The sequence below is a fragment of the Neobacillus camarae genome, from assembly GCF_054950115.1.
Window position 1 is genome coordinate 1,065,368 of the sequence record NZ_JBUCKX010000001.1, and the last position, 25,089, is coordinate 1,090,456.

The window sequence follows — 25,089 nt, forward strand, 5'->3', positions numbered from 1 at the left end:
GATAGCCACCATTTAGATGATCCATTTAAAAGGCTGCAGGATTTAATAAAACAAGAGCTAGTGGCCATTATTGATGACTCCAAGTATCCAGAAAAAGCAACCTTTATTAAAGTAATCGAAAGCTTTATTACACAGCTTCAGCTTTTTATCAGATTTCCTGAGCTAAGGGAAAAAACGGTTATTGGAGTTATGCATACTTCCGTCGACTCGAGACAAGCGTTCTATGATCAGATTATTCACCCTGGACGCAACCTAGAGCTTTTGGTGAAGAAAAATAGAAATATCCCTATTATTCATTGTCATTGTGATGATGAGATGATGTATTTGTACAATACGTTTAATAGGCGTGAGGAAATCAGCAGGCACGACCTTAGAGTTTTGCTTGATACCTTAACACAGAAATATCATATGAATTTGCGAAATGTAATCACTCATTTTTTAAGTGAGACACCATTCATTCATGAACATATAGCCTATGTTGATTTTTCGTTAGCATCAAATAATCACGAAACTTTCATGAGTTTTCTTGAACGGACAGATGCCCTTCTTGTAAATATCGATTTTCAAAGCGGTTGGGATCAGCCTCTCCGTTATTTAAATACGATTGGATATAACAAGAAGGTTCTGCTTCATACGATTCATGAAGACAATGCTCCTTTATCTGATGTGTTGGAAAATATGAATCTTGACTATACGATCGTGAGCGATGAACTCTTAGAGGTTCTCCAAGGTTATAATAAGCCTTGCAGCCGAAAAGATCTGTTCCGGCGGAGTGAGCAGCTCATCCAAGAGGTATGTGCTTACGTATACAGGCAACGTATGAACAGTTTTACGGTAATCGAAAAAATAAATCGTACGCTGCTTATGCTCGAGCACTATGATAAAAGCGGTTTGACTAAGCTGCGGAACGGAATTCAGCTTGACATTGATAAAGCGACATCTACCTATGAAGGATTACAAAAAGTAATAAAGAAGATTAAATCGGTTTTGAGTGAAATAGAGGAAGAATTAATAGAAATTGCAAATAGCGGAGAATTAAGAACACACCAATTAGAAATTCTTTATAGGCTGAGTAAATCTTACATAGGACTTGAAAAATTTGAAGAGGCAAAATTAGGTGCAGAAGAGCTTATCAAATCTGGCTATAAAAAAGCCAATTTACTATTGCTGTCTATTTATAATAAACAAGGGGATATTCCACCTAAATTGTTACTGGATTCTATTCATTTGATGGATCAGGCTGATCCTGAAGTATTGGCTGCTAAAATAAGATATAAAGAAGAGTTAGGGTTTCAAGAGCTTCAGGTTTTCAATTTTGTTTTAAAATTCAAAGACAGCGATGATCCTGATACTCTTTTTTTATTGGCTCAGTACTATGAAAGCCAAAATGAAGAAGCAGAAGCGGAGAAATTTTATAGTTTGGCTCTCGAAAAAGGAAATCAAAAAGCGAGCGGCTGCTTATTTCACTTCTATGAATCTAAGAAAAGACTTTCTGAGGAACAATTAACCTATTTAGGGGATTATTTAAACAGGGATGCTAATTTTATTTTAGGGAGTATGTTTCTGAGTCAACAAAAAGAGCAGGAGGCGATCTTTCGCCTATCACTCGCTGCTATTTTTGAGCATTCTGAAGCTATTGCTCTTCTTACAGATCATTTTTATCATAAAAAAGATTATAACCGGGCAATTGACTATGCAAAAGAGTATCTCAAATTAGATGAAACAAAGAATCGCCATGAAGTGGAAGAGATTCTTGGGATTTCCTATTATTACAATAAGGATTATGACCAGTCTTATGAAAACTTATTAAAATGTTCTACTGGAGAGGCTTACTTTTTGATAGGACAAATGTATGAAACAGGCACAGGTAAAATGATAAATATGAATACAGCACTTACCTATTACGAAAGAGGCAGCAAACTGGGCCATAATAAATGCCAAACCCATCAGATCAAAATTTCTGCTCGTTTAGAGGAAGAGAAAAAAAAGAAAGAACAGGCCTATACTACGAGCTACAGTTCAAGCAGCAGCTATAGCAGTTCATCCTCAAGTTCCTACAGCAGCAAATCGAAGGGATGTTTTTTGACAACTGCTACATGTAAAGCTCTTGGAAAGGAAGATAACTGTGAGGAAATTCTCGCATTCAAGAAATTTCGCGATCAATGGCTAATTACGCAGGATGAGGGTCCAGGATTAATTCGGGAATATTACAGTATGGCTCCAGCCTTAGTGGAAAAAATCGATTCGAGCGAAGATGCACTTCATGTCTACCAATATATCTGGGAAAAGTATATACAAAAAGGATACAAGTACCTCCTTGAACAAAATTTTTCAAAAGCAAAAGAAACGTATATTCAGATGGTACTGGAGATACAGCATCGTTATATGTAAGATGATGGTTAACAATTGAATAGGTTATAGAATATGAGGGGATTTACAGTAGGTCAGACCTATTTCCGAGAATGCAGAAGGAAATTGGGTATTACTTGTCAAAGAATGATGATGGGTGGTCTTATGACTTACAATTATAACGCTAATGACGAAGAGTTAATAAAGTAAAAAAAGCATAGAAAAACTAAAATGATTGTAGAAAACTCCTTTAACAGTTCTTGTAGTCGCTGGTGAGTTCGATTGACATATACCCTCGCGATAGAAGAATAATTTATTACCTTGCTTTATTCCTCAAACAAAGTCAGTTCACTAAAGTTTGATTAGGTAAATAAAATTATACTGTTAATTAAAGCTCACTTAATTCATTTAAGTGGGCTTTTTCTAAGAATTCCATCAGTGTTTATAAATCTTCTCTTTCAACATTATTTTGTTGAAACCGTAGGCACTAAAAAACTTACGGTTAAATCATGCATTTCGTCATGGTCAATGTCTATTAAATAGGACAAAGGGAGTTGGAGTATATTTACAGGATTATTGAAGAGTTACTAATAGTGTTCACAGCATTCTTCAGAACAAGTAATGTATGCTCACCGTAATTAACTTCGAATAGAAATTATGGGTACAGAGGAAAATCAAAATGTTGCAGACAATGCTAAGAACATTAAAAAATTTTTTATAAGAAAATATAATCCTCCACCGAATAATCCGCAAAAAAAAGTGCTAATAATTAGATTAAATTACCATCAAGTCTAAAATTGGGGCTTTTTCAAACTTATAAAAATGAGTTATTCTCTATGGGGGAATAGCACCATTTTTGCGGTAATTCAACAAATTCTGGATTAAGAAAGATTTTCTTAAATAATACCCGACACTATATAATACGCTCAATTTTGCAGTTTTTCGGTCCATTCTTAAAAAAAGTTAAAAAAATCTGCAAATCCATTTTCAAGAAATGCAGATTCTTATGAATAAGTATTTTAGTTGTTGGGTTCAGTGCCAAAATAAATTTTGAAATGGTTAAAATTTTTATTCAGGTAACCATTTAGCAAAAATCTCTTCTAATACTCCAAGTTCCCAAGGGTATATTATGATAATTTGCAGGTCAAGTTCCTCAGCCATTAGGATTTTTTCTTCTAGTTTTTTTTGATATTTTGATTTATAAAAGAGCCCTGCATATTCTACGTAAACAGATTTTCCATCCTTATCTTTAAGGATAAAATCACATCTTCTTAAACCACGCTTATTGTAATCAGCATGATAAGGGTAGCAAAGATTTTTCTTTTGATGAGGGATGCTATGAAAATATAAAAAGTCATCAACAAATGCTTCATCTCTGCTGTCGCAAATATCCCCATCGGCAGCGATTACTTTTTTACTAAAGGCATTAGGCTTCTCAATAGATACAGGGGTAAGGTTCATTGCTAATAAGCATTCATTTACACCGCCCCATATTCTTTTATACGCCTTTGCAGACGGATATCCTTTAGAATAATCTAAATCATTTTTCGTAGGTGGACGTCCATGTTCTTTTATGAATCGATAAATTTCTGATTTTAAAAATTCTTGATCAAGCCATTTATTTGATTCAAAACCAGCCGAACGTATAGCATTATCAAAAGTACCAAATTGTTTTTGATAGTTTGATGGATTTGGGTACTGATTTGGATGCATTCTTAAGTCATCAGCTGTTGGAACCTTTTCAAATTCTTCATAAAATGACCTTAAGTATTTCAGCAATTCTTCTTTATCGTATTTGTGTGGGCTTTTAAACCTTGGGTCAAATCCAAGTTCAGTGAGTAATTGATTAAAGGTAAGGCCAAGTTTAACCCTGATTGTACTTCGGGAGGGACTGTTTATTAATTTGTCCCATTCTGACCTGGTTGGTACCCTTCCTTCTTTTTGAATAAATTGATTAACTTTAAATTTTACAGTTTCTCTAATATATTCTTTATTCCACATTGAGCCACCATCATTCCTAAATTATTGTCTTATATTAAGAAAATGTCGGTAACAATAAACGATCAAAATAGCCCTAGTGAAATTTTAATATCTGATTATTAATGCCTCAGGCTGTTAGAAAACCATAAAAATGGTTATTTTTAAAACGAAAAAACCTGGACACCAAGTGGACACCATCTGGACACATACCGTAAATTTATTATTACTCCAGAGACACCACAATCATCTGCAAATGTCGAAAAGCCTTTAAAATCTAGCTTTCGTTCCATTCTTATATTTTCTTCTTATCTAACAACTGCTAGCTTCAAAACTGCTTGTGACCTGCGTGCCAGGTCAGGTGGGTTCGATTCCCACGCAGTCCCGCCAAACTTGATATATCAGGGATTCTGAGGCTAATTTAGAAGCTGAAAAATAGAAGGTTTTTGTACCTGAGAATCCGTGAAACTACATAAGTGGACTCCAAATGGACACATGGTCAATCTGATATATAATTGTTACTTAATGAGCTGCTCAAACTGCTGGGCAGCTTCTTTTTGCATGTTCGGCAATAAATGTGTATACGTGTCCATTGTAATCACAATGATTGAATGTCATAATCGTTTGGCATTTCCTGGCGGATTGTGCCGAGGGAAATAGACAAACTGATGAGCAAGGGTACACCCGAGCAGCTGGCCCGCGTAACGAAAGCATTTCTTAAAACGTGAAAAAGGCCCTCAAAATTGTTGAATTATTAATTTCATGAGGCCTTTTTATTGGATTATTTATCGTATAAACCCTTAACCGTGTACTTTTCCTGATTAGGTAGTGGCTTTTTCTTCTCGAGCCATGTTGTTCCTCACATACACTGCCGCCACTAAAATAATCGCCATTGCAATTGAAATAATAGAAAGAAGTGATTCTGGAATATTGATATAAAGCTTTTCTAATCCCTTATCCTCGTCCATCATTTTACCAGCAGCATAAGTTAATAATCCTGCAACGGCATAAACAATGATTGGGAATCTCTCCATTAGACTCGTTAACATTTTGCAATCAAAAATAATGATAGAGATGGATATTGTTAATAACTCTTTTAAATGTCAGAATATTGACGGGGTATTTTGTCCTGTTTTTGACGGATTTTATGTCCAATATTTAAGGGAAGCAGTCAAACTACAGCTGCTTCCCTTAATTTTATACTAGATGACTATCTGATAGGTTTCTCTTGGATTTAAATAAAATTTTGTCTTATTGGGACCAATAATCATGTACCAGTCCTTACCAAATTCAATTTGACACGGTATTTCTAATCCATTTCCAAGGTGGATTTTGAAAGATTCACCAAGGGGCACCTTGCAGAGCCTTGTCCCCTCAGCCCAATAATACTCCCAATACTTGAGGTAACCATTATATTCCATCTCAGTCCAAGTTTTTATTTCTCTCATGACAGTTCTCCTTGAATGACATGCTTAATCATATGATCATCAATGATACGACGCCCATTTTGGGCTCCATATAGGAGGCTGTGTGTACATAATTTATTAATAAGTCTCGGTGTCCCTCCAGAAAACCGATGAATCTCTTCTAAAGCACCATCTGAGAAAATCTGTTGGTCAATGCCGGCATATTCTAGATGTCGTGAGACGTAAGCATCCACTTGTGCTCGATCATAGTGACCTAGTTTGAATTGGATATCGATTCGTTGACGTATAGCTGCGTATGATTGAAGACGTAAACGATCCCATAATTCACTTTGACCCACAAGGATAAGAGCCATCGGACTTTGCGCGTCCATTTTAAAATTCAGTAAAAATCTAACTTCCTCAAGCATTTCTCGATCTAAAAGGTGTGACTCATCCACCACGACAACCGGCTGAATTCCATGAATCTCTCTCATTAACTCAATTTCACGATGCAGCTGCCGTTTGGCATCCCCTCGATAAAATTTAGCTTCTGAACCTAGCTGTTCTAATAATCCTTTATAAAAATGCCTAGGAGTTAGCTTCGAATCAGATAAATACAGTACTTGAAATTTCCCCTGATCCAGGCCATCGACGAATTTCCGGATTGTTGTGGTTTTACCAGTACCGCAATCGCCTGTTAATACGGCAAATAATTGCCTTTCTGCCGCATACTTTAACCGGCCCAAAACTTCTTGCATCGTAAGAGATTCATAAAGTTGAGTGGTAGGGACATCCCTTGTAAAAGGAGTATATTCCATTCCGTAAAAGCCCTCAAACATCTTTGCCATCCTCCTTCCAAACTGCACGGAAAGAAACAGCTGGAGCTTGTTCGACTTTTCTTTCTTGATGCTTCTTTTCGGCAGCTTTAAGCAATCTAGAAGAATCGACTTCAATTGTTTGGAGGTGTGAAGGCAACGTTGGACGCTTTCCGGACTTTTCTCCAATCACCAGTTTTTTTGCTCTCCAAGGGTTATAACCCTCGTATTCAATTGTTAACTCTTCCAAATCTGCAGGATCATAGACAACATCCACTTGACGACCAATAAAGGAGAGACCTACTTCATATTTTTGATCCATAAAACTAATGCATCCAGCCTTATCTACTTTCCTAGTCTCACAATGCAAGAAAGCATTCGCTAGTTTATTCGGGTCAATGAATCGAAGTGCTTTTTTATCGCTTCGAAAAGCAGTCTCAGGGCTCATTTTTCCACCAAGGCCGGAATGCGATCTATTTTGATAACACTCTGAAAGCCATACTTGAAAAAGCTCATTCAAACGATCTAAGGTAGTTGGCTTCTCTAGGGCCACTTCACCCAAGAAAGAGTCTACCACTCTATTAAAACGTTCAACTTTGCCTTTTGACTCAGCGGCATACGGTTTTGTATAGATTAGTCTCGTACCTAATTTGGAACATGTACGAGACATCCACTTGGTGCGGTATTGTTTACCGTTATCGAAATAAACGGCTTCTGGAACACCGTATTTTTGTATGGCATTACGAAAGGCATCCTCTATAATCCTTGAATCAAGGGTAGGATAAAAGGCGCCATGCAGAATAAATCGGGTCGCATCGTCTATTATAGCGACTAAGTAGACCTGCTTTCTCGAGCCATTCGGTCCAATCGGTAAATAAGGCCCAAATTTAATATCTGATTGCCACAGCTGATTACGATGACTCTTTTGAAATCGTCTTGCTGCTACTCCAGTTTGAGAATAGAGTTTCATTTGCCGTGTGCTATATCCTCGTTCGGTTAACTTTTCTTGAAGGGTAGAACGTTTCAGCTGTCCTGATTCAGCCAAGCCCTCCCACTCGAGTATCTGAATAATTTGTGCCACACTTCTGGTAGGGGCTTCTTTACGAAGCAGAATTGCCTGCTCTAATAGGTTCTCGGGAATAGCCTCTTTTTTCGCTTTTCCCGAGAATCTTCTTGGCTTTAACCCTTCAAAACTTTCATTACGATATTGCTCAAGATAACGTCTAATTGTCCTTTCAGACAGACCGCTGGTCTTACATATATGATTTTTTAATTCCTTTGCTTTTCCAGCATCTAGCCCTTCCGCTAGGAGCGGGGCAATAAGCTGAAACCGTTGTACTGCGATTTCTTCTGCCTTTTTTTGATCCCTCATGATAACACTCCTCTATATAAGTGATTATCATGAGTGTAAATCAGCTATCGTCGGACAAGAATGCGGAACGGGTCTGTATCCACAAATTATAATTTACAATCGGCCGGACAATTCTCTCCAGCCATCTAGGGGCATTCCCGACCATTCGTCCTATTCTATGAAGTGCAGTCTCTGCATTTGCGGACGTCAGATGCAAAGGGACCTTATCCTGATTAGTTCGAAGCATAATAGATAGGAGGCAATTAGCCCAGTAATCTACGAAATAATGAAACCATTCAAACCAACGAAATAAAGTAGATTCATCAGCTGGAACATCATGTGTTGAGGGGTTCGAAAGAACCGACTCTATACACTCTGCCTTATATCTCTTATATGGAACTAAGAAATCTGGTAATTCATGATGAATCCGGCCACATTGATCACAACCTAAACGCCGAATATTATATACTATTGTCTCTCCAGAACTTTCTCTTGCTTTTCTTTCTCTAGTACCAATAACGCTCATGCTTTTCCCACAACAGGGCGAAGGAGTCCTCCCCGCACTTCTAACCAAAAACTCCATTGTTTTCAATTAGCTTATAATCTGTTACAATAACCATATAGTTTTTTTAGGGGACGTCTCCCGTATATCTGTTGGCGCAGATATACATAATGGGAGGCGTCTTTTCCTTTCTCCAGAATTTTAAATGTCGAAATGTTCCGAAATATGTATCTATGGACATTATAACCGTCTAACTCTGGACAGGCAACACCGTCAACTTTCGGTCATTTTAGAATAGCAAAAACAGGATATCGCAATTCCAATGATAATTGGCTCAATTCCTTCCGCACCACTTGATAACGCAATCACATTATCAATAGACATAGCGAAATCGGCAATCGCAATCGTTTTGATTGCCCGGATCACTTTATCTGATGCTTTAATATTCGTATTTTCTTCTTCTATATGTGCTATTAAGTTGTAGCTGATACGCAACAAGATTAAACCGCCTGCTAATTGCAGGAATGGTAATCCTAGAAACTGAATTAAAACTGTTGCTCCTAGAATCCTTAACACAATCGCTAATAAAGTTCCATCGAAAATGGCTCGATTTCAGCTAATGCGATCACCACTGCATTATCACCCGATAATAATCCCTATTGATTGATTCCCCCGTAATTATTTATTTTTTGAACGTCTATGATAAGGATATATCATGTATTGTTGGTTCAAGGTAAAAACAATATGAACCAAATATTGGTATATTCGACAAAAGTGTTAATAAAATAAGGCCTTAAAAATATCAAAAAAATCGTCAAACTATGTTATATCAATGGATGGCTTGACGATTTTTTTATTTTTTAGGAAATCTTTTAAGGATCCTAGTTTTTCTGTAAGAGTTTTTTTAAAAAATCTATGAACTTTATGAACAAAATGGCGGCAAAGTTTTTAATGTTGTTTAAATGTAAAAACTTTAAAACCCGAAATATTTTTATAAAATTAAGAAAACGTTTACAAAGCATTCACAAAGGGGGAAAAGAAATGTTTTCAATGAAAAAACTTTCAGCAATTGTATGTGCTGGAGCATTGGCTTTAAGTCTTGGGGCATGCAGCAGTAAAGAGACAACAAAATCAGGCAAAAAAGAAGAAGGGACAGGCTACCCAACCAAAGCCATTACCGTTGTTGCTCCATCAGGCGCTGGTGGTGGATGGGATTTAACAGCACGCTCCTTTACAAAAGTGCTTGCTGAAACAAAGCTAGTCAGTCAGCCTTTAACGGTTGAAAACAAACCGGGTGGAGGCGGTGCCGTTTTTATGGCGGAATACGCAACCCAGCAAGCGGCTAATAATGATATGCTGTTTGTCAACTCACCGCCAATTATTATTAACAACCTGAAAAAAGAAGGAAACAGCCCATATGGCTACAAAAATACGACACCTCTGGCTCAGCTGACTAAGGACTTTGGAGCGATTGTTGTAAAGGCAGATTCTAAGTTTAAGGATTTAAAATCGGTTTTAGATGAAGTGAAGAAGGATCCTAGCAAACTTACCTTTGCAGGTGGTTCAGCCCCCGGGTCAATGGATCATTTGATTTCGATTCTTCCAGCTTATAAATACGGCGTCGATCCTACCAAAATTAAATATGTTTCCTACGATGGCGGTGGAGAAGCCATTACTGCACTGCTTGGCGGGAATGCTGATGTCATTGGTACAGATGCCTCCAGTGTAAAAGAATTTCTAAAAGCCGGTAAGGTTCGAGTGTTGGCAATTACAGCAACAAAGCGTCTATCCGGTGATTTTAAGGATGTTCCAACTGCCAAAGAACAAGGAATTGACGCGGAATTTACTATCTGGCGCGGTGTATTTGGACCTGAAAAAATGTCTAAAGAAGCGAAAACATATTGGGAAAAAACCATTGATAAGCTAGTGAAATCTCCTGAATGGAAAAAAGAAGTTGAAACACAGGGCTGGGAGCTTGAGTACAAAAACAGCAATGATTTCAAAAAGTTTTTAGGCGAGCAGGACCAACAAGTCAAACAATTATTAACTGCATTGGGTATGCAGAAGTAACAAATGCAGGAAGGAGTCTACTTTCTCCTTCCTTTATCTTTCTAAAGGAGGATAGGGAATGGACATTAAATTTGATCGTTTTGCATCGGTGTTATTTTTAGCAGTAGGTGTACTTTTCATTATCGGCAGCAGACATATCGCAAGTTCCTCTTATGGTAGTGTTGTTGGTCCCGATATCTTTCCTTTAATGTTAGGAATTATTTTGGTGTTATTAAGTATTCGCTTATTTTGGGAAACCTTTTTGTATCGAGGGCCTCAAGGGGAGAGGGGAACATTACAATATAAGCCATTTTTAATCATCTTTTTGGCAACATTGATTTACGTTTTGACATTAGAAACAATCGGATATGTCATTACCACATTTTTGTTTCTATTGGTATGTTTTCAGACCATGGAACGTGCAAATGTCTTGAAATCAATCATCATTTCCGCTTTATTTTCAGGTGTTGTTTATATTCTATATGTTGAAGTGTTAAAAGGAACACTTCCAAGCTGGCCAATTTGGTTTTAATCAAGCTAAAAGAAAGGAGGAAGAACAATGAGTACACTAGGATATTTATTTAATGGTTTTGGTACTGCACTTATTTGGTACAATATATTGTTTGCATTTTTTGGAGTATTAATTGGTACTGCTGTAGGGGTTCTTCCGGGGATTGGGCCAATGAGTGGTGTCGCCTTGCTTATTCCCGTGACGGCATCGGTGACAGGAAGTTTGCCTCCTGAACAAGCGGCTACCAGTGCGATTATTTTGCTGGCTGGTGTATATTATGGAGCCATGTACGGTGGTTCAACCACTTCTATTCTACTAAATACACCAGGGGAATCCTCCTCTGTTGTTACTACATTAGATGGCTATCAGATGGCTAAGAAGGGAAGAGCGGGAAGTGCCCTATCGATTGCTGCAATTGGATCTTTTGTAGGCGGAATTGTCACAATCGTAGCTCTAGTCGTCTTAGCTAAACCATTATCCAATGTGGCCTTGAAATTTGGGCCAGCAGAATATTTCTCGCTCATGCTATTAGGGCTTGGTGCCGTTAGTGGACTAGCAGGAAAATCTGTAACAAAAGCACTCATTATGACCGTTTGTGGTTTGTTGCTGGGGACAATTGGCATTGATAATGTTTCCGGTATTGCTAGATTTACCTTTGATATACCATGGCTTTATCAAGGATTGGAGTTTTTAACGATTGCAGTTGGGTTATTTGCTCTGGGTGAAGTGTTCAAAACCATTTTGGAAAAAGAAGAGGAAGATGCAGAGGTTGCTAGAATCAAGAATTTACTGCCTTCTAAAGAAGAGTTTAAGGAATCAGCCGGACCGATTGCCCGCGGTTCTCTTCTCGGTTTCTTTGTTGGGATCCTGCCTGGTGCAGGTGCAACTCTAGCATCATTCTTTTCTTATATACTTGAAAAAAAGATCTCAAAAAATCCTTCAAAATTCGGTACGGGGACCATAGCAGGGGTAGCGGCACCCGAATCAGCGAATAATGCAGCTTCTGGCGGTGCCATGATTCCACTGCTAACATTAGGGATACCTGGTTCTGGTACAACTGCCATTTTAATGGGTGCTTTAATGATGTATAATGTGCAACCGGGTCCATTATTATTTGAGGAACATCCCCAGGTGGCGTGGGGATTGATTGCAAGTATGTTTATCGGCAATATCATGCTGTTAATTCTCAACCTGCCTCTTGTTCGGGTTTTTGCCAAAATTATTCAAACACCAAAACAATTCTTGATTCCAATGATTATTGCTATATCAATTTTCGGCGTGTATGCGGTACAGGTATCGATGTATGATTTATTACTTTTATTAGCCTGTGGCATCTCAGGTTTCTTTTTAAGTAAAAACGATTATCCGATTGCCCCGCTTGTACTTGGACTTGTTCTAGGGCCAATGGTCGAAAATAATCTGCGACGGGCACTTACGATTTCCAATGGGGATTATAGTATCTTTCTCACACGGCCGATTTCGCTGGCATTTCTTCTAATCACTCTTCTCTGGCTTATTGTGCCGTTAATTTTGAAGAGAAAAGGAAAGAGGGTCGTGATCAATGTGGAAGGTTGATAATTTTAAATTTTACAAAAACTCCTTTTTTTAAGGGGTTTTTTTTACTATTATAATAATAGAGGTGAATAAATGCGCTTACATACAAAATTAATGCTTGGGATTTTTATCCTCATCATATTTATTGGAGTGATGTTTGAATTAACATTTAAAAATATCATTGAATCGAACCTTAAGCATGAAATTGGCACCAAGGCCTTATCCGTAGCCCAGACGATTTCCAATATGCCAACGATTCAACATGCTTTTCAAGAAGAAGATCCTGCGTCCATCATTCAGCCAATTGCAGAAAAAGTGCGTAAACAAGTGGGGGCGGAATTTATTGTTGTTGGAAACCGCGACGAAATTCGATATTCCCACCCTAATCCAAATCGCATCGGTCAAAAAATGGTCGGCGGTGATAACGGTAAAGTTTTTAAAGGGGAATCGATTATTTCAGAATCTACCGGTACACTTGGACCCTCTTTGAGGGGGAAGGCCCCAATCTTTGGAAGTGATGGAAAGGTAATTGGTGTGGTCTCTGTCGGTTATTTGCAAACCAATATTGAAAAAGAAGTTTCAAAAGTAAAAGAAAAAATCTTTTTTGTGACTTTAATTGTTTTAATTGGTGGATTGCTATCTGCACTATTAATCTCTCTAAATATTAAAAGGGCGATGTTTGGACTTGAACCTAAAGAGATTGCCTGGATGTATCAAGAGAAACATGCCATATTGGAGTCCATCCATGAAGGAATTATTGCAATTGATACGGCAGGACGAATGACGGTGGTCAATGATACAGCTCATAAGATTCTTCAGGAGCCTAATGAGATTCTGCTTCGTGGAAAGAAAATTGATGATGTTCTGGAAAATACCCAGCTTCTTGAAGTAGTTAAGACAGGACAAGCCGAGTATGACCGTGAATTAATGATTTTGGGTGAGGTGTATCTGGCAAACAGAGTACCCATTTTCAATAATAAAAATGAAGTGATTGGGGCGGTTGTCAGCTTCCGAAATAAATCAGAGCTAGCCAATCTTCTTCAGGAATTATCACATATCAAATCCTATGCGGAGGGGTTGCGCGCGCAAACACATGAATACTCCAATAGTCTATATACGCTGCTAGGTTTGATTCAGCTTGGCTCCTATAAGGAAGCGATTGATTTTATCTCAAAGGAGGTCGACTATACCCAAGGGTTCATTGAATTTTTAATGAAAGAAATTCCAGACCCGGTCATTGCAGGATTTATCTTAGGAAAGGTCAGCTTAGCAAGTGAATTGAAAATTAAGTTTACTATTGATCGGGAAAGCAGTTTCAGGGATGTACCCCTAGAGATTAATAGGGATTCGCTTGTCACGATTATTGGAAATATTATTAACAATGCCTTTGATGCTGTCAGGGATAATGAAAAGGAAGAAAAATATGTTTCTCTCTTTTTAACAGATCTGGGAAAAGAGTTGATTATCGAGGTTGAGGATAATGGAAAGGGAATCGCGATGGATGCCCAAGGGCAGATTTATAAGTCAGGTTTTTCAACAAAGAATCAACAGACAAATGCGGGAATTGGATTAAGCCTGGTGAAAAAGGCGATTGAAGATTTAGGCGGGTCGATTACATTTTCATCAAATTCTGGGGAAGGAACTATTTTTACAGTAGCCATACCGAAAAGGAAGGTGGATCGAGCATGAAGGTGAAACGGGATATCGAAGTCTTAATTATTGAGGATGATTTGAGAATTGCGGAAATTCAAAAGAGATTTATTGAACAAATCGCTGGCATTCATACGGTTGGTATTGCCTCAACGTATGTAGAGGCAAAAACTTATATTGAACTTTTGCAGCCTGACCTTCTTTTGCTAGATGTATATTTTCCGGATATGAATGGCTTGGACCTGCTAAAGGAGGCAAAAGGGCAGGCAAAACAAATGGATGTGATTATGATTACAGCGGCAAAGGAGATTCAAAGTGTTCAAGAAGCAATCACGATTGGGGTATTTGATTACATTATAAAACCTGTCGTCTTTGAACGCTTTAAACAATCACTGCAAAGATATCAAGAATACCATACAAAGTTAATAGAATTAAAACATGAAAATCAATATGTTACACAGCAGCAGGTAGACAGGCTGCTAAATAAGGAAATTGATGAGGGCGGAAACATGAAATTATATTTGCCGAAAGGGATTGATCCGTTGACCCTCGATAAAGTAATGGTGGTACTTTTGAATGTAGAACCCGGATTAACGGCTGAATTGGTTGCCAAAGAAATTGGCATAAGCAGGACCACAGCAAGACGTTACCTGGAATATCTCGTTTCCGAGGAAAAGATTGAAGCAGATTTATCCTATGGAACAGTTGGCCGACCTGAGCGAGTTTATCTTGTTAGATCATAAAAGGGTGTCTAGAGATTATGGGAGAAATTTTACTCCAGTTATTCCGAGCATGATAGGCTGGATATTGTTGGATTGGGATTCTTGAAATCGATTACAAAAAATGGCCATGATGGATTCAACCACAGAGGCTGCATACTTAAAACGTCCGAAATTAATACTTGTAAACTATCTGCTTACTATTCTTCTATTAGTTGCATTAATTCAAGAGTTACTTCCGGCAAAATGGAATCTATAGTCCATAAATTCTGACTTCAGAGTTTTTGGACTATCTTTCATGTAAAGGCAGTTTTAGAATTAGGAGAAGTAAAATGGATGTATTTTTTCTTATCGTGTTAAATGTTATTTTGCCGGTTTTCCTTTTAATAGGCGCTGGAGCAATGTTACATCGAAAATTTAAGTTCGAAATAAATACTCTATCAAAACTAACAACGTATTTACTAATGCCTGCTGTTAGTTTTGTAAATGTTTATCAAACAAATGTGAGCGGCGCAACACTTTTGCATATTGTCGGATTTTTACTCATCCAATGCATAAGTTTAATGATTATTAGTAGTGTAATAGCAAAAGTTGCTAAATTTGATAACAGTCTTTCGTCAACCTTTAAAAATAGTATCGTACTCAATAATTCTGGAAACTTTGGATTGCCTGTAAGCCAACTTGTTTTTCAACATAATCCATTGGGTGCGTCGATTCAGATTGTGGTAATGATTTTTCAGAATCTGCTTACCTATACGTATGGGTTGCTAAATTCCGTTTCCGTGGATCGCAGCAAACTGAGGGCCCTAAATGAATTTCTTAAAAACCCTGTTATTTATGCTTTTTTATTAGGATTGATTCTCCATAGTACCCAGATAAAAATCCCAACTTTTTTATGGACTCCGATAGAAAATACGTCAAGTGCATTTATTGCAGTGGCGCTGATTACACTTGGCGCTCAAAGTGCGTATATAAAGATTAGTCGATTCTCTTTACCGCTGTTTCTAAGTTTATTCGGCCGACTGATCCTTTCTCCAACCATTGCAATCATGATTATCTTCACTTTAAATTTAGAAGGAACGACAGCCCAGGCCTTATTCATTGCAAGCTCTTTTCCAACTTCAAGAAATAGTGCTCTTTTCGCATTGGAATACGGAAATCATCCGGAATATGCTGCCCAAGTGGTGTTGTTATCTACAATTCTAAGCATGATTACGGTAACTACCGTTGTATATTTATCACAGATTTTATTTTAGAAAAAATAAAAGGGGCTCATCCCCTTTTATTTAAATTTTAATTTACACTTTACTTCTATTACATATTTGGTATAACGATGCTCCATTTTCTTTAAAGAAATGATGATTGCAATGCCTGTCTCTCAAATGATAGGAATCTAAAAGGTATTGCACGGCAATGGAAGTGGAAGAGCCAATGCTACTTGCCCACTCAATCGCAAAAACCACTTCCTATATAGGCAGTGGTTTTTTGTGTTATTAAAATTTAGTATCAAGACTATCTATCAGACAGTGCGATGTATTAACAAAAACGCAATAAACTTTTTCAATATTGCAATAATTAATTATTTGGTTTAGCTATAATGAAAACATGTTCAATACATTTTTATGAAAAAGAGGGAGATACAATGGAAAGTTGATCATATTTATGAAAACGCAAACAATTGGATGGAAGAGATAGAAAACAACACTGGTGTAAAGAGCGTAAAAAATAAGATTTATAAGCGTTATTAAGTAGCGCGATAACAAGGGGGAAATAAATGAGAAAGTTTCTGTTTTTGCTGCTATCAATTGTAATGGTATTTTCATTAGCTGCATGTGGTGAATCAAGTTCAGATTCAGTAAGTGGTAAAGATGAAAAAGTAACACTTCGAATAGCATGGTGGGGATCTAAGCCTAGACAAGATTACACCCTTGAGATTATTAAAATGTACGAGAAGCAAAATCCAAACGTCAAAATTCAAGCAGAATACGCAAGTTGGGATGACTATTGGAAAAAATTGGCGCCCCAAGCAGCAGCAAATCAATTGCCAGACATTATTCAAATGGACTTGTCTTACTTCTCTGAATATGCCGATCATGGACAATTAACAGATTTAACTCCGTTTGTTGGTAAACAAATCGATACAAAAAATTACAATGAAAATTATATCAACGGTGGAAAAATCGGTGACAAATTATATGGTTTCACCGCAGGTGTAAACGTAGTCGGTCTACATTATGATCCAGAATTACTTAAAAAAGCCGGAGTAGAGACTTTAGATGAAAATTGGACATGGGATGATTACAAAGAAATTGCAAAAAAGGCAAAAGATGCTGGACTTTATATGGATACTGGAATGGAAGCTAACGTATTCTTTAACTACTTTTTAAGAACAAAAGGAAAATCTCTTTATAGTAAAGATGGTACAAAACTTGGCTATGAAGACGATCAATTGTTTGTTGATTTCTTCGGGATGACTTCGGGATTAGTAAAAGACGGCGCAGCTCCAACACCTGATTATTTAGCCCAATTAAAAGGTATTGAAGATAACCCTGTTGTTACACAAAAAGCTATTGGAGTTTGGGAATGGTCTAACGGGTTTGTGGGATTGCAGCAAATAGCAAATCGGCCACTTAAAATTCATAACATGCCAGGACCTGGTATCAAAGAAGGATTATATTTAAAACCTAGTATGTTCTGGTCAGTTGCAAAAAACTCTAAGCATCAAGAAGAAGCGGCTAAATTTATCGATTTCTTAGTAAATGATGTTGAAGCTAATAAACTGGCATTAGGTGACCGCGGTGTTCCTGGTTCATCTGTTATTAAAGAAGAGCTTATTCCTGTGCTTTCTCCAGAACAAGTACAAGTAGTTAAAAGTGTTGAATGGGCTGAACAAAATGCCTCACCATTTGATGGTCCAGATCCAATTGGAGCAGGTGAAGTTGTTGAGATTTTAGTGAATTTATCTGAACAAATGAATTTTGGACAGCTTAATGTTAAAGATGCTGCAAAGCAATTTAGACAACAAGCAGAAAGCATTTTATCGCAAAATAATAAGTGAGAGTATTAGATGGCTGATCAACACCCAATCAGCCATCTTTCTTCATTCTTGGTTTTGTCTTCATATTTTCCAGGTGAAATTCCGACCGCATTACTAAATGTAATACTAGAAAAACAGGTGCCAGCAAACTCAAAACTACTTGAGACCACCGTGTGTGGTCTGGTGGGTTCGTTTCCCACACAGTCCCGCAAACCTTGATATAACGCTATCCTTATTGTTTCTCCATCCACTAACCAAGGAACTCTTTCGAGACTCTGCTGGCAGACACATGCTTTATTGGCGGCTAAACATACATATTCAAAATTAAAGCTCCCCACTTAAAATGGAGAGCTTACTTCGTTTCCTTCACTAATCTGTCTAGATGATTGTTTATTAGCTTTTATTAGATCACTAAAATAAAGCATGAGTTCAAACATTAGAAGAATGATGACTATCCAAACGCCTAAGTTTAAGATCGTGTCAATCACAATGGATCCAATAAATAAGTAGGTATGGATAAGGGATGTTAATGTATAAAACATTGCAAAAGTAAAAACTCTACTCCACTGCGTAACATCATAAATCAAGATAGCTTTTTTAAAGCCATAGTATTTCATCCGTTTAAAAAGCCTGTAGATTTCAATAGACTCAACCATAATGAAAATAATAAAGGCTGCTCTCCATATCAATCTTATGGTATCCATACCAATAATGCCTGTGACTAAACAGGCAATCCCGGAAATAGATAAAGCCCCGTGTAAAATGCAGTTCGTATTGTTCCAATCCAATTCAATTGACCAAGAACTTTTTATGTATCTATATAATATAAAGAATACACACACAAGATAAAAACAAAACCCTATGATTAGTAAGGATAGGTTAAAGATGTCCGGAAATTCTTTGAAAACAGTGTTAAGTAACAGGACTATCGATTGTGTGCTAACAGTAGTAAGAAGAAGAATTCCATGGACATTCTGATATGATTTTGTCCGAGAAATTTCTAAAAAAGTTTTTACACTTATCCCAATATAAATAATCCACAGAACAATATTTATAATCGCAATAAAGACCGATATAAATCCCCAGTGGAAAAATTGTTTATAAAATATAATCCCACTAATAGAGGTACCAGCAACCCATGTCCCAATCCCAAAACGATTGATTAGATTGGAATAATGAATGTCTTTAAATTTTCCATCCCGACTGGCAATTATTAAAGAAAGAATAAAGGAAAACCAAAGGGATAGGTTAATAATGGATAAAATTTTCCCAAAAATGTGTTGGAAGAAATGGATTCCAAAATAGTTTAATAGAACACCCTGTGTAACAATCCCAAGTGCCATAACCATGGCCATGGTTGAAGTTTTAATATAAAGTTTATTAAAAGCGAAAAATAAAATAATACAAATAATAAGGAAAATTAATATCAATAAATAAACCAAATTTATCACCAGATAGATTTAGAGATATAACAAGTATACCATCAATATATCAGGAGGACTGCACATTTGTTCAGACTTGATTGAATACAGCAGACAGAACGTGTGAAAGAAATTTCTATCTAACGTGCTAGGGGTGTTGAATCCCACTGCTTCAGCTGTGGGAGAGTCAAATAGTACTAGTGCGACTGATTTTAGGCGTACTAGTGTGCCAAATCCACCAAATTCCTGATAGAAAGGGTGGATTTTTTTATACAACGATAAGGATAACTCAATTAATGGTTCAAGAAACACACGGTATTAAAAAGTTCAACCAAACCGAACAAAAAATCCCCGTTTGAAATGTTTAGCAATTTTACAAAACTGAGGGAATAGCGATGCCTGCCATCCAAGGCTATTATGAATATCTTCATGAACTCTTGCTCTTAACGAAGAAGGTTTGTTGAATAGTTTCGAAATAATATCGGCTATATCTCGAACAGTTGGTTATAATAAAAAAGTTTATGAACGGGGATACTAGAAAAGCAATAGTTTATCACTATTATGTCTAGCTTTCCTGATTTTTTATTCTAACTTTTAAAAAAGGGGCAAAAAGATGAGTAATAAAATATTGACAGCCGTGATCGGGACATTACTGACAATAAGTGTTGCCGGCTGCGGAGATACCCTAAACAATAATCAGCTCAGTACTCAATCGGATTACAAAATGACTCACGCTAAACGATCGCTATCCACGCCTTTTCATGATATGTTCTATGGGTTTAAAATGATGGACAAATTTATAACCCATGAAGATTATGATTCAGCAAAAACCTTATCTCGTAACCTTGACGATGAATTTCACGATGCGATCCTGCCTTCATTAATCGCTAAAAAGGGTAAAACATTTGCAGGTGGTATCGATGAAAAATACGATGAGCTAACAAAGGCGATTTCCCAAAAGAATAAACCCCAAGCTCGTAAGCTTATCGTAGAAAATCGTAATAATCTCAAAAAAATTGCACCGATGTTGGGCGTTTCAGTCTTTTCAAGCGAATAATGAAATTTTAACAAATACATACCATCCAAATATAATGGAGGAAATCATATGAAATGGTATATTAAAGTAACAATACTGGAAATTATTGCAGGAGTCCTTTTCATGTTATTTGAACTTTTTACGGGGCATCCCTGGACAATGGATGGAACTCCTTGGACAATGAATGAAAACTTTCATCTTAACATTGCACTTGGCTTTTTGGGCGGTGCAGGATATACCTTTATCTTCGGGGCCGTTCTAGGCGCTATCCAAGAAAGAAATCATTCGTATAAAGAATGACCTCTATCCATAATGCCACAGAGTTAGTGATTTAATCTCCTTCGGTCATTAAAATGTTATGAGAAAGGGGCACAAAATGGAGGATATTTTATATACAGCAGGCTATTTTGGGTTGTTTGCATTAGCGCTAGGGTTATCCTCATATATGTTTTATCGATTGATGAATGAATAACAAGAAAAGCGCAAGGCGCCCGTTTATCGGCGACAAGCACAAGACGAGCCAGCTGAAAGGTTGCGTTCTTTAACCTTTTGGCTGGATTGGCTTGTGACCTCGAGCCGATGGCGCATGGAGCTGGACAGTTCTCGGAGTCAAAATCCTAAAAAAGGGCTTTGTTGAATTTCAACAAAGCCCTTAAATCTGTTGTACTAATTATTCTTTCATTGCTTTTTTGAAAATAATCGTGGTTAAAATAAAAGTCACAGCAAATAAACTTAGAATAATGATAAGTCCGTAATTCAATTTGTCGCCTCCCTTTTGAATTTGTAATCATCTACCGATAAATTCCAATCACCATCGTTGAAAACACTCCTAATATATAGAACAAAGAGCAAATAAACGTCCGTTTTGCCCAAAAAAATCGATGATCCTCCTCTTTCCACATTCTAATAGTGCAATACAGGAGAGCACTGTTAAAAATGACGGCACCAGCAAGGTATATGGAATTAAAGTTCCCTTGTACGTAAAGGACGATAGAACAAACAAATAAAAGGACCATATAGATAAGACTTTGAATTTTGGTTCCACGGGGACCTATAACGACCGGCATCATCGGAATGCCTGCTTTTGTATATTCCTCATTTTTGTATAAGGCAAGCGCCCAGGAGTGAGGCGGTGTCCAAAGAAAAATCACCATAAACATTAACCATGCTGTTAAATCTAAACTATTCGTGACAGAAGACCAGCCAATTAAAATGGGAAACGCACCAGCCCCTCCGCCAATGACAATGTTTTGAGGGGTACGTCGTTTTAACCACATCGTATAAATGACAGCATAATAGAAATAGCCCGCAGCATTTAAAAAAGCGGTAAAGGGATTAACAAACAAAAAGGCGATAACCACTGATAATACACCCAATACAAGTCCAAACCTCAAGACAGATGTAGGTTGAATTAAACCCAAGGGAAGGGGACGTTTGGCTGTCCGCTCCATGATGTGATCAATATCCCGGTCATACCACATGTTAATCGCCGCTGAACCCCCAGCCGATAATGATGCACTTAAAAGCATGGCCAATGTGACATCCAAGGATGGCATTCCCCTTTGTGCAACAATAGCAGCGCACAGGGAAGTAAAACTGAGCATAAATAAGATTTTCGGTTTGGTTACTTCTATATATACTGAAATCGTTTGAGTCAAACGAGTTAATAAAGATAGCGAATCCTGATTGATTTTCGGGACAACTGCCATGACCTCACTCCTTTGTGTTTACCTTCCATGAGCTATCGGGTTTACCCGTAGGATCATCTAGTTTCTATTGAACTACAGAATTAAACTCCATAATCCATATGGAACCATAGACGATTGTTACAGCGAAAACCAAACCTAAAATTAAGGCCATTGCATTGTATCTTGGTTTGTTGCCCTCACGAATATGCATAAAGAAGAATAGCTGAATGGCAAACTGCAAAACAGCTGCAATCAAGATACTAACCATTAACGGTGTTTTTGACATCATATGATTCAATACCAAGAAGAGCGGAATGATGGTCAGAATAATTGATAAAATGAAACCAATGACATAAGCCTTTAAGGATCCAGTATGTTCGGTGTGTTCGTGATTGGTCATTACATCACCCCCATTAAATAGACAACGGTAAAGATGAAGATCCAAACGGCGTCCAAAAAGTGCCAGTACAAACTGATAATTGAGATTTTATTTTTCGTCACTGGTGTAATTCCTCTTTGGGAAAGCTGGATGATCAAACCGATCATCCACATGATACCAAATGAAACGTGCGCCCCGTGCAGTCCAACAAGACTAAAGAACGAGGTAAGAAACGCACTTCTTGAAATGGTCGCACCCTCCTCGGCCATGTTTGCAAACTCATTGATTTCAAGTCCGACGAACAAGGCACCTAAAAGGACTGTTACAATTAACCAGCGAATAAGAGAATTTTTCTTTCCTTTGTGCATGTCCAACACTGCTAATCCACTCGTAAATGAACTTATTAAAAGAATGAAGGTTTCAAGAATAAACCCAGTTACATCGAAATCATGAGTTGTAAATCCGCCATCTGTATGATCGCGTAACACAGCAAAAGCACCAAAAAATGTAGAAAACAATAGACAGTCGGTAACAAGGAAAATCCAAAACCCTAAAACCTTCAATTCTCCTTGGTTATGGCCATGATCGTGACCATGGCCCGAGGCTTGTGCAGAAACACTTTGTGACACCACTTACTACCTCCCTAAAGTTTCTTCCATTGATGATTTTTGAAAGGCAGTGGAACGATTCCTTAAAGCTCTTTCCGTACTTTCAATTTCATCCACTGGAATATAATAATCCGTATCATATTGGAATGAACGTGCGTAAAGTGATATGGCAACGCCGATTAATCCTATAAAGCCCATCCAATGCCATTCAAACGTAAATCCAAATCCAGCAACAAAGAAGAAGCATGACATGATAAAAGGCATACCGGAATTTTTCGGCATATGAATCGGTTCATATTGTGGTGCTTGCTGTACATATCCTTCTTGTTGCATTTCTTGTTTCTTGTACCACCAGGCGTCACGTCCTTTGACTTCCGGGATGATGGCAAAATTGTATGAAGGCGCAGGGGAAGGAATCGACCATTCTAATGTTCGGCCGTCCCACGGATCCCCTGTGAAATCACGTTTCCCATATTTAATGCTGTATAGGATTTGCCAAACTTGGAAGGCAAATGCCACTCCCATTAATAACGCCCCAACAGACGAAATTAAGTTGAGCGGAGCCCAGCCCATATCCCAGCCCTCGGTTTGGTTATAAATATAAATCCGCCGTGTCATCCCCATAAAGCCAAGTGCATATTGTGGCATAAAGCAAACATAGAAACCGATTTGCCATAACCAAAAGCCCCATTTTCCAAGTGTATAATTTAATTCAAACCCAAAAATTTTGGGGAACCAATAATACATTCCAGCCAGATAACCGAACACCACACCACCAATTAATACTTGGTGAAAGTGGGCAATCAGAAAGTAGCTATTATGGTATTGATAGTCTGCCGGTGCCGCTGCGAGCATGACACCCGTTGCACCCCCAAGAACGAAGGTTGGAACAAACGCTAAAAACCAAAGCATGGGCTGCGAAATCTCGATGCGCCCGCGATACATGGTAAACAGCCAGTTGAAAACTTTTACACCAGTTGGAATCCCGATAATCATGGTACAAATGGCAAAGGCAATATTCACATCTACACCGGCGCCCATTGTAAAAAAGTGATGAGCCCATGTATAGTACGAAACGACCGCAATGGCAATCATGGAGTAGACCATCGAACTGTATCCAAAGGTTCGTTTTTTGGAAAAGGTTGCCACCACTTCAGAGAATACTCCAAACGCTGGTAAAACAACGATGTACACTTCAGGGTGACCCCACATCCAAATCAGATTGATATACATCATGGGGTTACCGCCTTTAGTCATCGTGAAAAAATGTCCGTCAAGCAAACGGTCGATGGTTAACATGCCCAATGTACCAGTAAGAATCGGGAATGCCCCTAAAATGGCAATAGAAGATGCTAAAACAGACCATGTAAATAAAGGCATATCTCTTAAACGCATGGAAGGGGTACGCATTTTTAAAATGGTAACAGCAAAGTTGATTCCGGAGGCCAAACTTCCTATCCCGGAAATTTGAATACCCCAAATCCAAAAGTTCTGTCCCGGCCCCGGGCTAAAGGTTGTCTCCGATAGAGGGGGATAGGATAACCACCCTGAACTGGCCGATCCGCCAATTACGAAAGAGATATTAAAGAGCATCGCTCCAATAAAGAACACCCAAAAACTAATAGCATTTAGTAAGGGGTAAGCCACATCACGAGCTCCAATTTGTAATGGAACAACGATGTTAAACAGGGCAAACATAAAAGGCATGGCCATAAATAATATCATGATGGTTCCATGAGTGGTAAAAATTTCATTATAGTGGTCAGAAGCTAAAAATGGACTATTGGGAACCGCCAGCTGTATCCGCATTAAAATCGCATCTACTCCGCCACGAAAGAGCATCAGCAAGGCAGCCAATAGATACATAATACCGATTTTTTTATGGTCAACCGTTGTAATCCATTCTCTCCATAGCCAGCCCCATTTTTTTAACATGGTGAGAGAGACGATAATACCTATCGTTACTAAAACAATGGAAACGTCTGCACCATATATCATCGGATCGCCTGTAACAAAAAAATGCGAAGTATTCATGAA

At 37.9% G+C, this 25,089-nt stretch carries 22 protein-coding genes; 10 read left to right on the forward strand and 12 right to left on the reverse strand.

The window, feature by feature from the left end; translation table 11 throughout:
- Positions 1-60: 60 nt before the first annotated feature.
- Entirely contained in the window at positions 61-2,391 is a 2,331-nt protein-coding gene (locus ACY8D0_RS05060) for a tetratricopeptide repeat protein (protein WP_462409386.1), read from the forward strand.
- Between the two features lie 1,026 nt (positions 2,392-3,417).
- Here ACY8D0_RS05060 and ACY8D0_RS05065 read toward each other — a convergent pair.
- The 7 genes from ACY8D0_RS05065 to ACY8D0_RS05095 form a co-directional block, all read right to left on the reverse strand.
- Positions 3,418-4,350: a homing endonuclease associated repeat-containing protein gene (locus ACY8D0_RS05065; protein WP_462409387.1), complete on the reverse strand. Its 933-nt coding sequence runs from the start codon at positions 4,348-4,350 to the stop codon at positions 3,418-3,420.
- A gap of 797 nt (positions 4,351-5,147) precedes the next feature.
- A complete protein-coding gene (locus ACY8D0_RS05070) occupies positions 5,148-5,375 on the reverse strand; it encodes a hypothetical protein (protein WP_462409388.1) in 228 nt (75 codons plus the stop codon).
- Between the two features lie 153 nt (positions 5,376-5,528).
- Entirely contained in the window at positions 5,529-5,774 is a 246-nt protein-coding gene (locus ACY8D0_RS05075; protein WP_462409389.1) for a DUF5348 domain-containing protein, read from the reverse strand.
- Positions 5,771-6,571, reverse strand: a complete 801-nt coding sequence (locus tag ACY8D0_RS05080) for an ExeA family protein (protein WP_462409390.1) — start codon at positions 6,569-6,571, stop codon at positions 5,771-5,773. The genes ACY8D0_RS05075 and ACY8D0_RS05080 overlap by 4 nt, the downstream gene beginning before the upstream one ends.
- Positions 6,564-7,919 carry a DDE-type integrase/transposase/recombinase gene (locus ACY8D0_RS05085; protein ID WP_462409391.1) on the reverse strand — a complete coding sequence of 452 codons (1,356 nt, stop codon included), beginning with the start codon at positions 7,917-7,919 and terminating at the stop codon, positions 6,564-6,566. Before ACY8D0_RS05085 ends, ACY8D0_RS05080 begins: the two co-directional genes overlap by 8 nt.
- A gap of 40 nt (positions 7,920-7,959) precedes the next feature.
- Positions 7,960-8,481 (reverse strand): DUF6431 domain-containing protein, encoded by a 522-nt coding sequence (locus tag ACY8D0_RS05090; RefSeq protein ID WP_462409952.1) that lies wholly within the window; start codon positions 8,479-8,481, stop codon positions 7,960-7,962.
- A gap of 192 nt (positions 8,482-8,673) precedes the next feature.
- The gene (locus tag ACY8D0_RS05095) at positions 8,674-9,003 is read right to left on the reverse strand and encodes a TerC family protein (protein WP_462409953.1); all 330 of its coding nucleotides are present in this window, start codon (positions 9,001-9,003) and stop codon (positions 8,674-8,676) included.
- 447 nt (positions 9,004-9,450) lie between these two features.
- Here ACY8D0_RS05095 and ACY8D0_RS05100 point away from each other — a divergent pair, with 447 nt between their 5' ends.
- From ACY8D0_RS05100 to ACY8D0_RS05130, 7 genes are all read left to right on the forward strand, one after another.
- Positions 9,451-10,470: a Bug family tripartite tricarboxylate transporter substrate binding protein gene (locus ACY8D0_RS05100; RefSeq protein ID WP_462409954.1), complete on the forward strand. Its 1,020-nt coding sequence runs from the start codon at positions 9,451-9,453 to the stop codon at positions 10,468-10,470.
- A 58-nt stretch (positions 10,471-10,528) separates the two neighbouring features.
- Entirely contained in the window at positions 10,529-10,981 is a 453-nt protein-coding gene (locus ACY8D0_RS05105; RefSeq protein WP_462409392.1) for a tripartite tricarboxylate transporter TctB family protein, read from the forward strand.
- 27 nt (positions 10,982-11,008) lie between these two features.
- Complete coding sequence (locus tag ACY8D0_RS05110) at positions 11,009-12,535, forward strand: tripartite tricarboxylate transporter permease (protein WP_462409393.1); 1,527 nt, start codon at positions 11,009-11,011, stop codon at positions 12,533-12,535.
- A gap of 72 nt (positions 12,536-12,607) precedes the next feature.
- On the forward strand, positions 12,608-14,203 hold the full coding sequence (locus ACY8D0_RS05115) for an ATP-binding protein (protein ID WP_462409394.1): 1,596 nt from the start codon (positions 12,608-12,610) through the stop codon (positions 14,201-14,203).
- Positions 14,200-14,907, forward strand: coding sequence for a response regulator (locus ACY8D0_RS05120; protein ID WP_462409395.1), 708 nt, complete (start codon positions 14,200-14,202; stop codon positions 14,905-14,907). The genes ACY8D0_RS05115 and ACY8D0_RS05120 overlap by 4 nt, the downstream gene beginning before the upstream one ends.
- Before the next feature lie 308 nt (positions 14,908-15,215).
- Positions 15,216-16,139, forward strand: a complete 924-nt coding sequence (locus ACY8D0_RS05125; RefSeq protein WP_462409396.1) for an AEC family transporter — start codon at positions 15,216-15,218, stop codon at positions 16,137-16,139.
- A 518-nt stretch (positions 16,140-16,657) separates the two neighbouring features.
- On the forward strand, positions 16,658-17,941 hold the full coding sequence (locus ACY8D0_RS05130) for an ABC transporter substrate-binding protein (RefSeq protein WP_462409397.1): 1,284 nt from the start codon (positions 16,658-16,660) through the stop codon (positions 17,939-17,941).
- Positions 17,942-18,258: 317 nt separating this feature from the next.
- Here ACY8D0_RS05130 and ACY8D0_RS05135 read toward each other — a convergent pair whose 3' ends face one another.
- Positions 18,259-19,362, reverse strand: a complete 1,104-nt coding sequence (locus ACY8D0_RS05135; RefSeq protein WP_462409398.1) for a TDT family transporter — start codon at positions 19,360-19,362, stop codon at positions 18,259-18,261.
- A 592-nt stretch (positions 19,363-19,954) separates the two neighbouring features.
- Between ACY8D0_RS05135 and ACY8D0_RS05140 the strand changes: the two genes are divergently transcribed.
- Positions 19,955-20,398 (forward strand): hypothetical protein, encoded by a 444-nt coding sequence (locus ACY8D0_RS05140; protein WP_462409399.1) that lies wholly within the window; start codon positions 19,955-19,957, stop codon positions 20,396-20,398.
- 48 nt (positions 20,399-20,446) lie between these two features.
- On the forward strand, positions 20,447-20,677 hold the full coding sequence (locus tag ACY8D0_RS05145; RefSeq protein WP_462409400.1) for a hypothetical protein: 231 nt from the start codon (positions 20,447-20,449) through the stop codon (positions 20,675-20,677).
- 491 nt (positions 20,678-21,168) lie between these two features.
- On the opposite strand, the gene ACY8D0_RS05150 is transcribed toward ACY8D0_RS05145, so the two are convergent.
- The 4 genes from ACY8D0_RS05150 to ACY8D0_RS05165 all read right to left on the reverse strand — a co-directional run bounded on the left by ACY8D0_RS05150 (position 21,169) and on the right by ACY8D0_RS05165 (position 25,086).
- The gene (locus ACY8D0_RS05150; protein WP_462409401.1) at positions 21,169-22,086 is read right to left on the reverse strand and encodes a heme o synthase; all 918 of its coding nucleotides are present in this window, start codon (positions 22,084-22,086) and stop codon (positions 21,169-21,171) included.
- A gap of 64 nt (positions 22,087-22,150) precedes the next feature.
- Positions 22,151-22,465, reverse strand: coding sequence for a cytochrome o ubiquinol oxidase subunit IV (gene cyoD / locus ACY8D0_RS05155; protein WP_462409402.1), 315 nt, complete (start codon positions 22,463-22,465; stop codon positions 22,151-22,153).
- Complete coding sequence (locus ACY8D0_RS05160) at positions 22,465-23,073, reverse strand: cytochrome (ubi)quinol oxidase subunit III (RefSeq protein WP_462409403.1); 609 nt, start codon at positions 23,071-23,073, stop codon at positions 22,465-22,467. The genes cyoD and ACY8D0_RS05160 overlap by 1 nt, the downstream gene beginning before the upstream one ends.
- 6 nt (positions 23,074-23,079) lie before the next feature.
- Positions 23,080-25,086 (reverse strand): cbb3-type cytochrome c oxidase subunit I, encoded by a 2,007-nt coding sequence (locus ACY8D0_RS05165; RefSeq protein ID WP_462409404.1) that lies wholly within the window; start codon positions 25,084-25,086, stop codon positions 23,080-23,082.
- Positions 25,087-25,089: the final 3 nt, after the last annotated feature.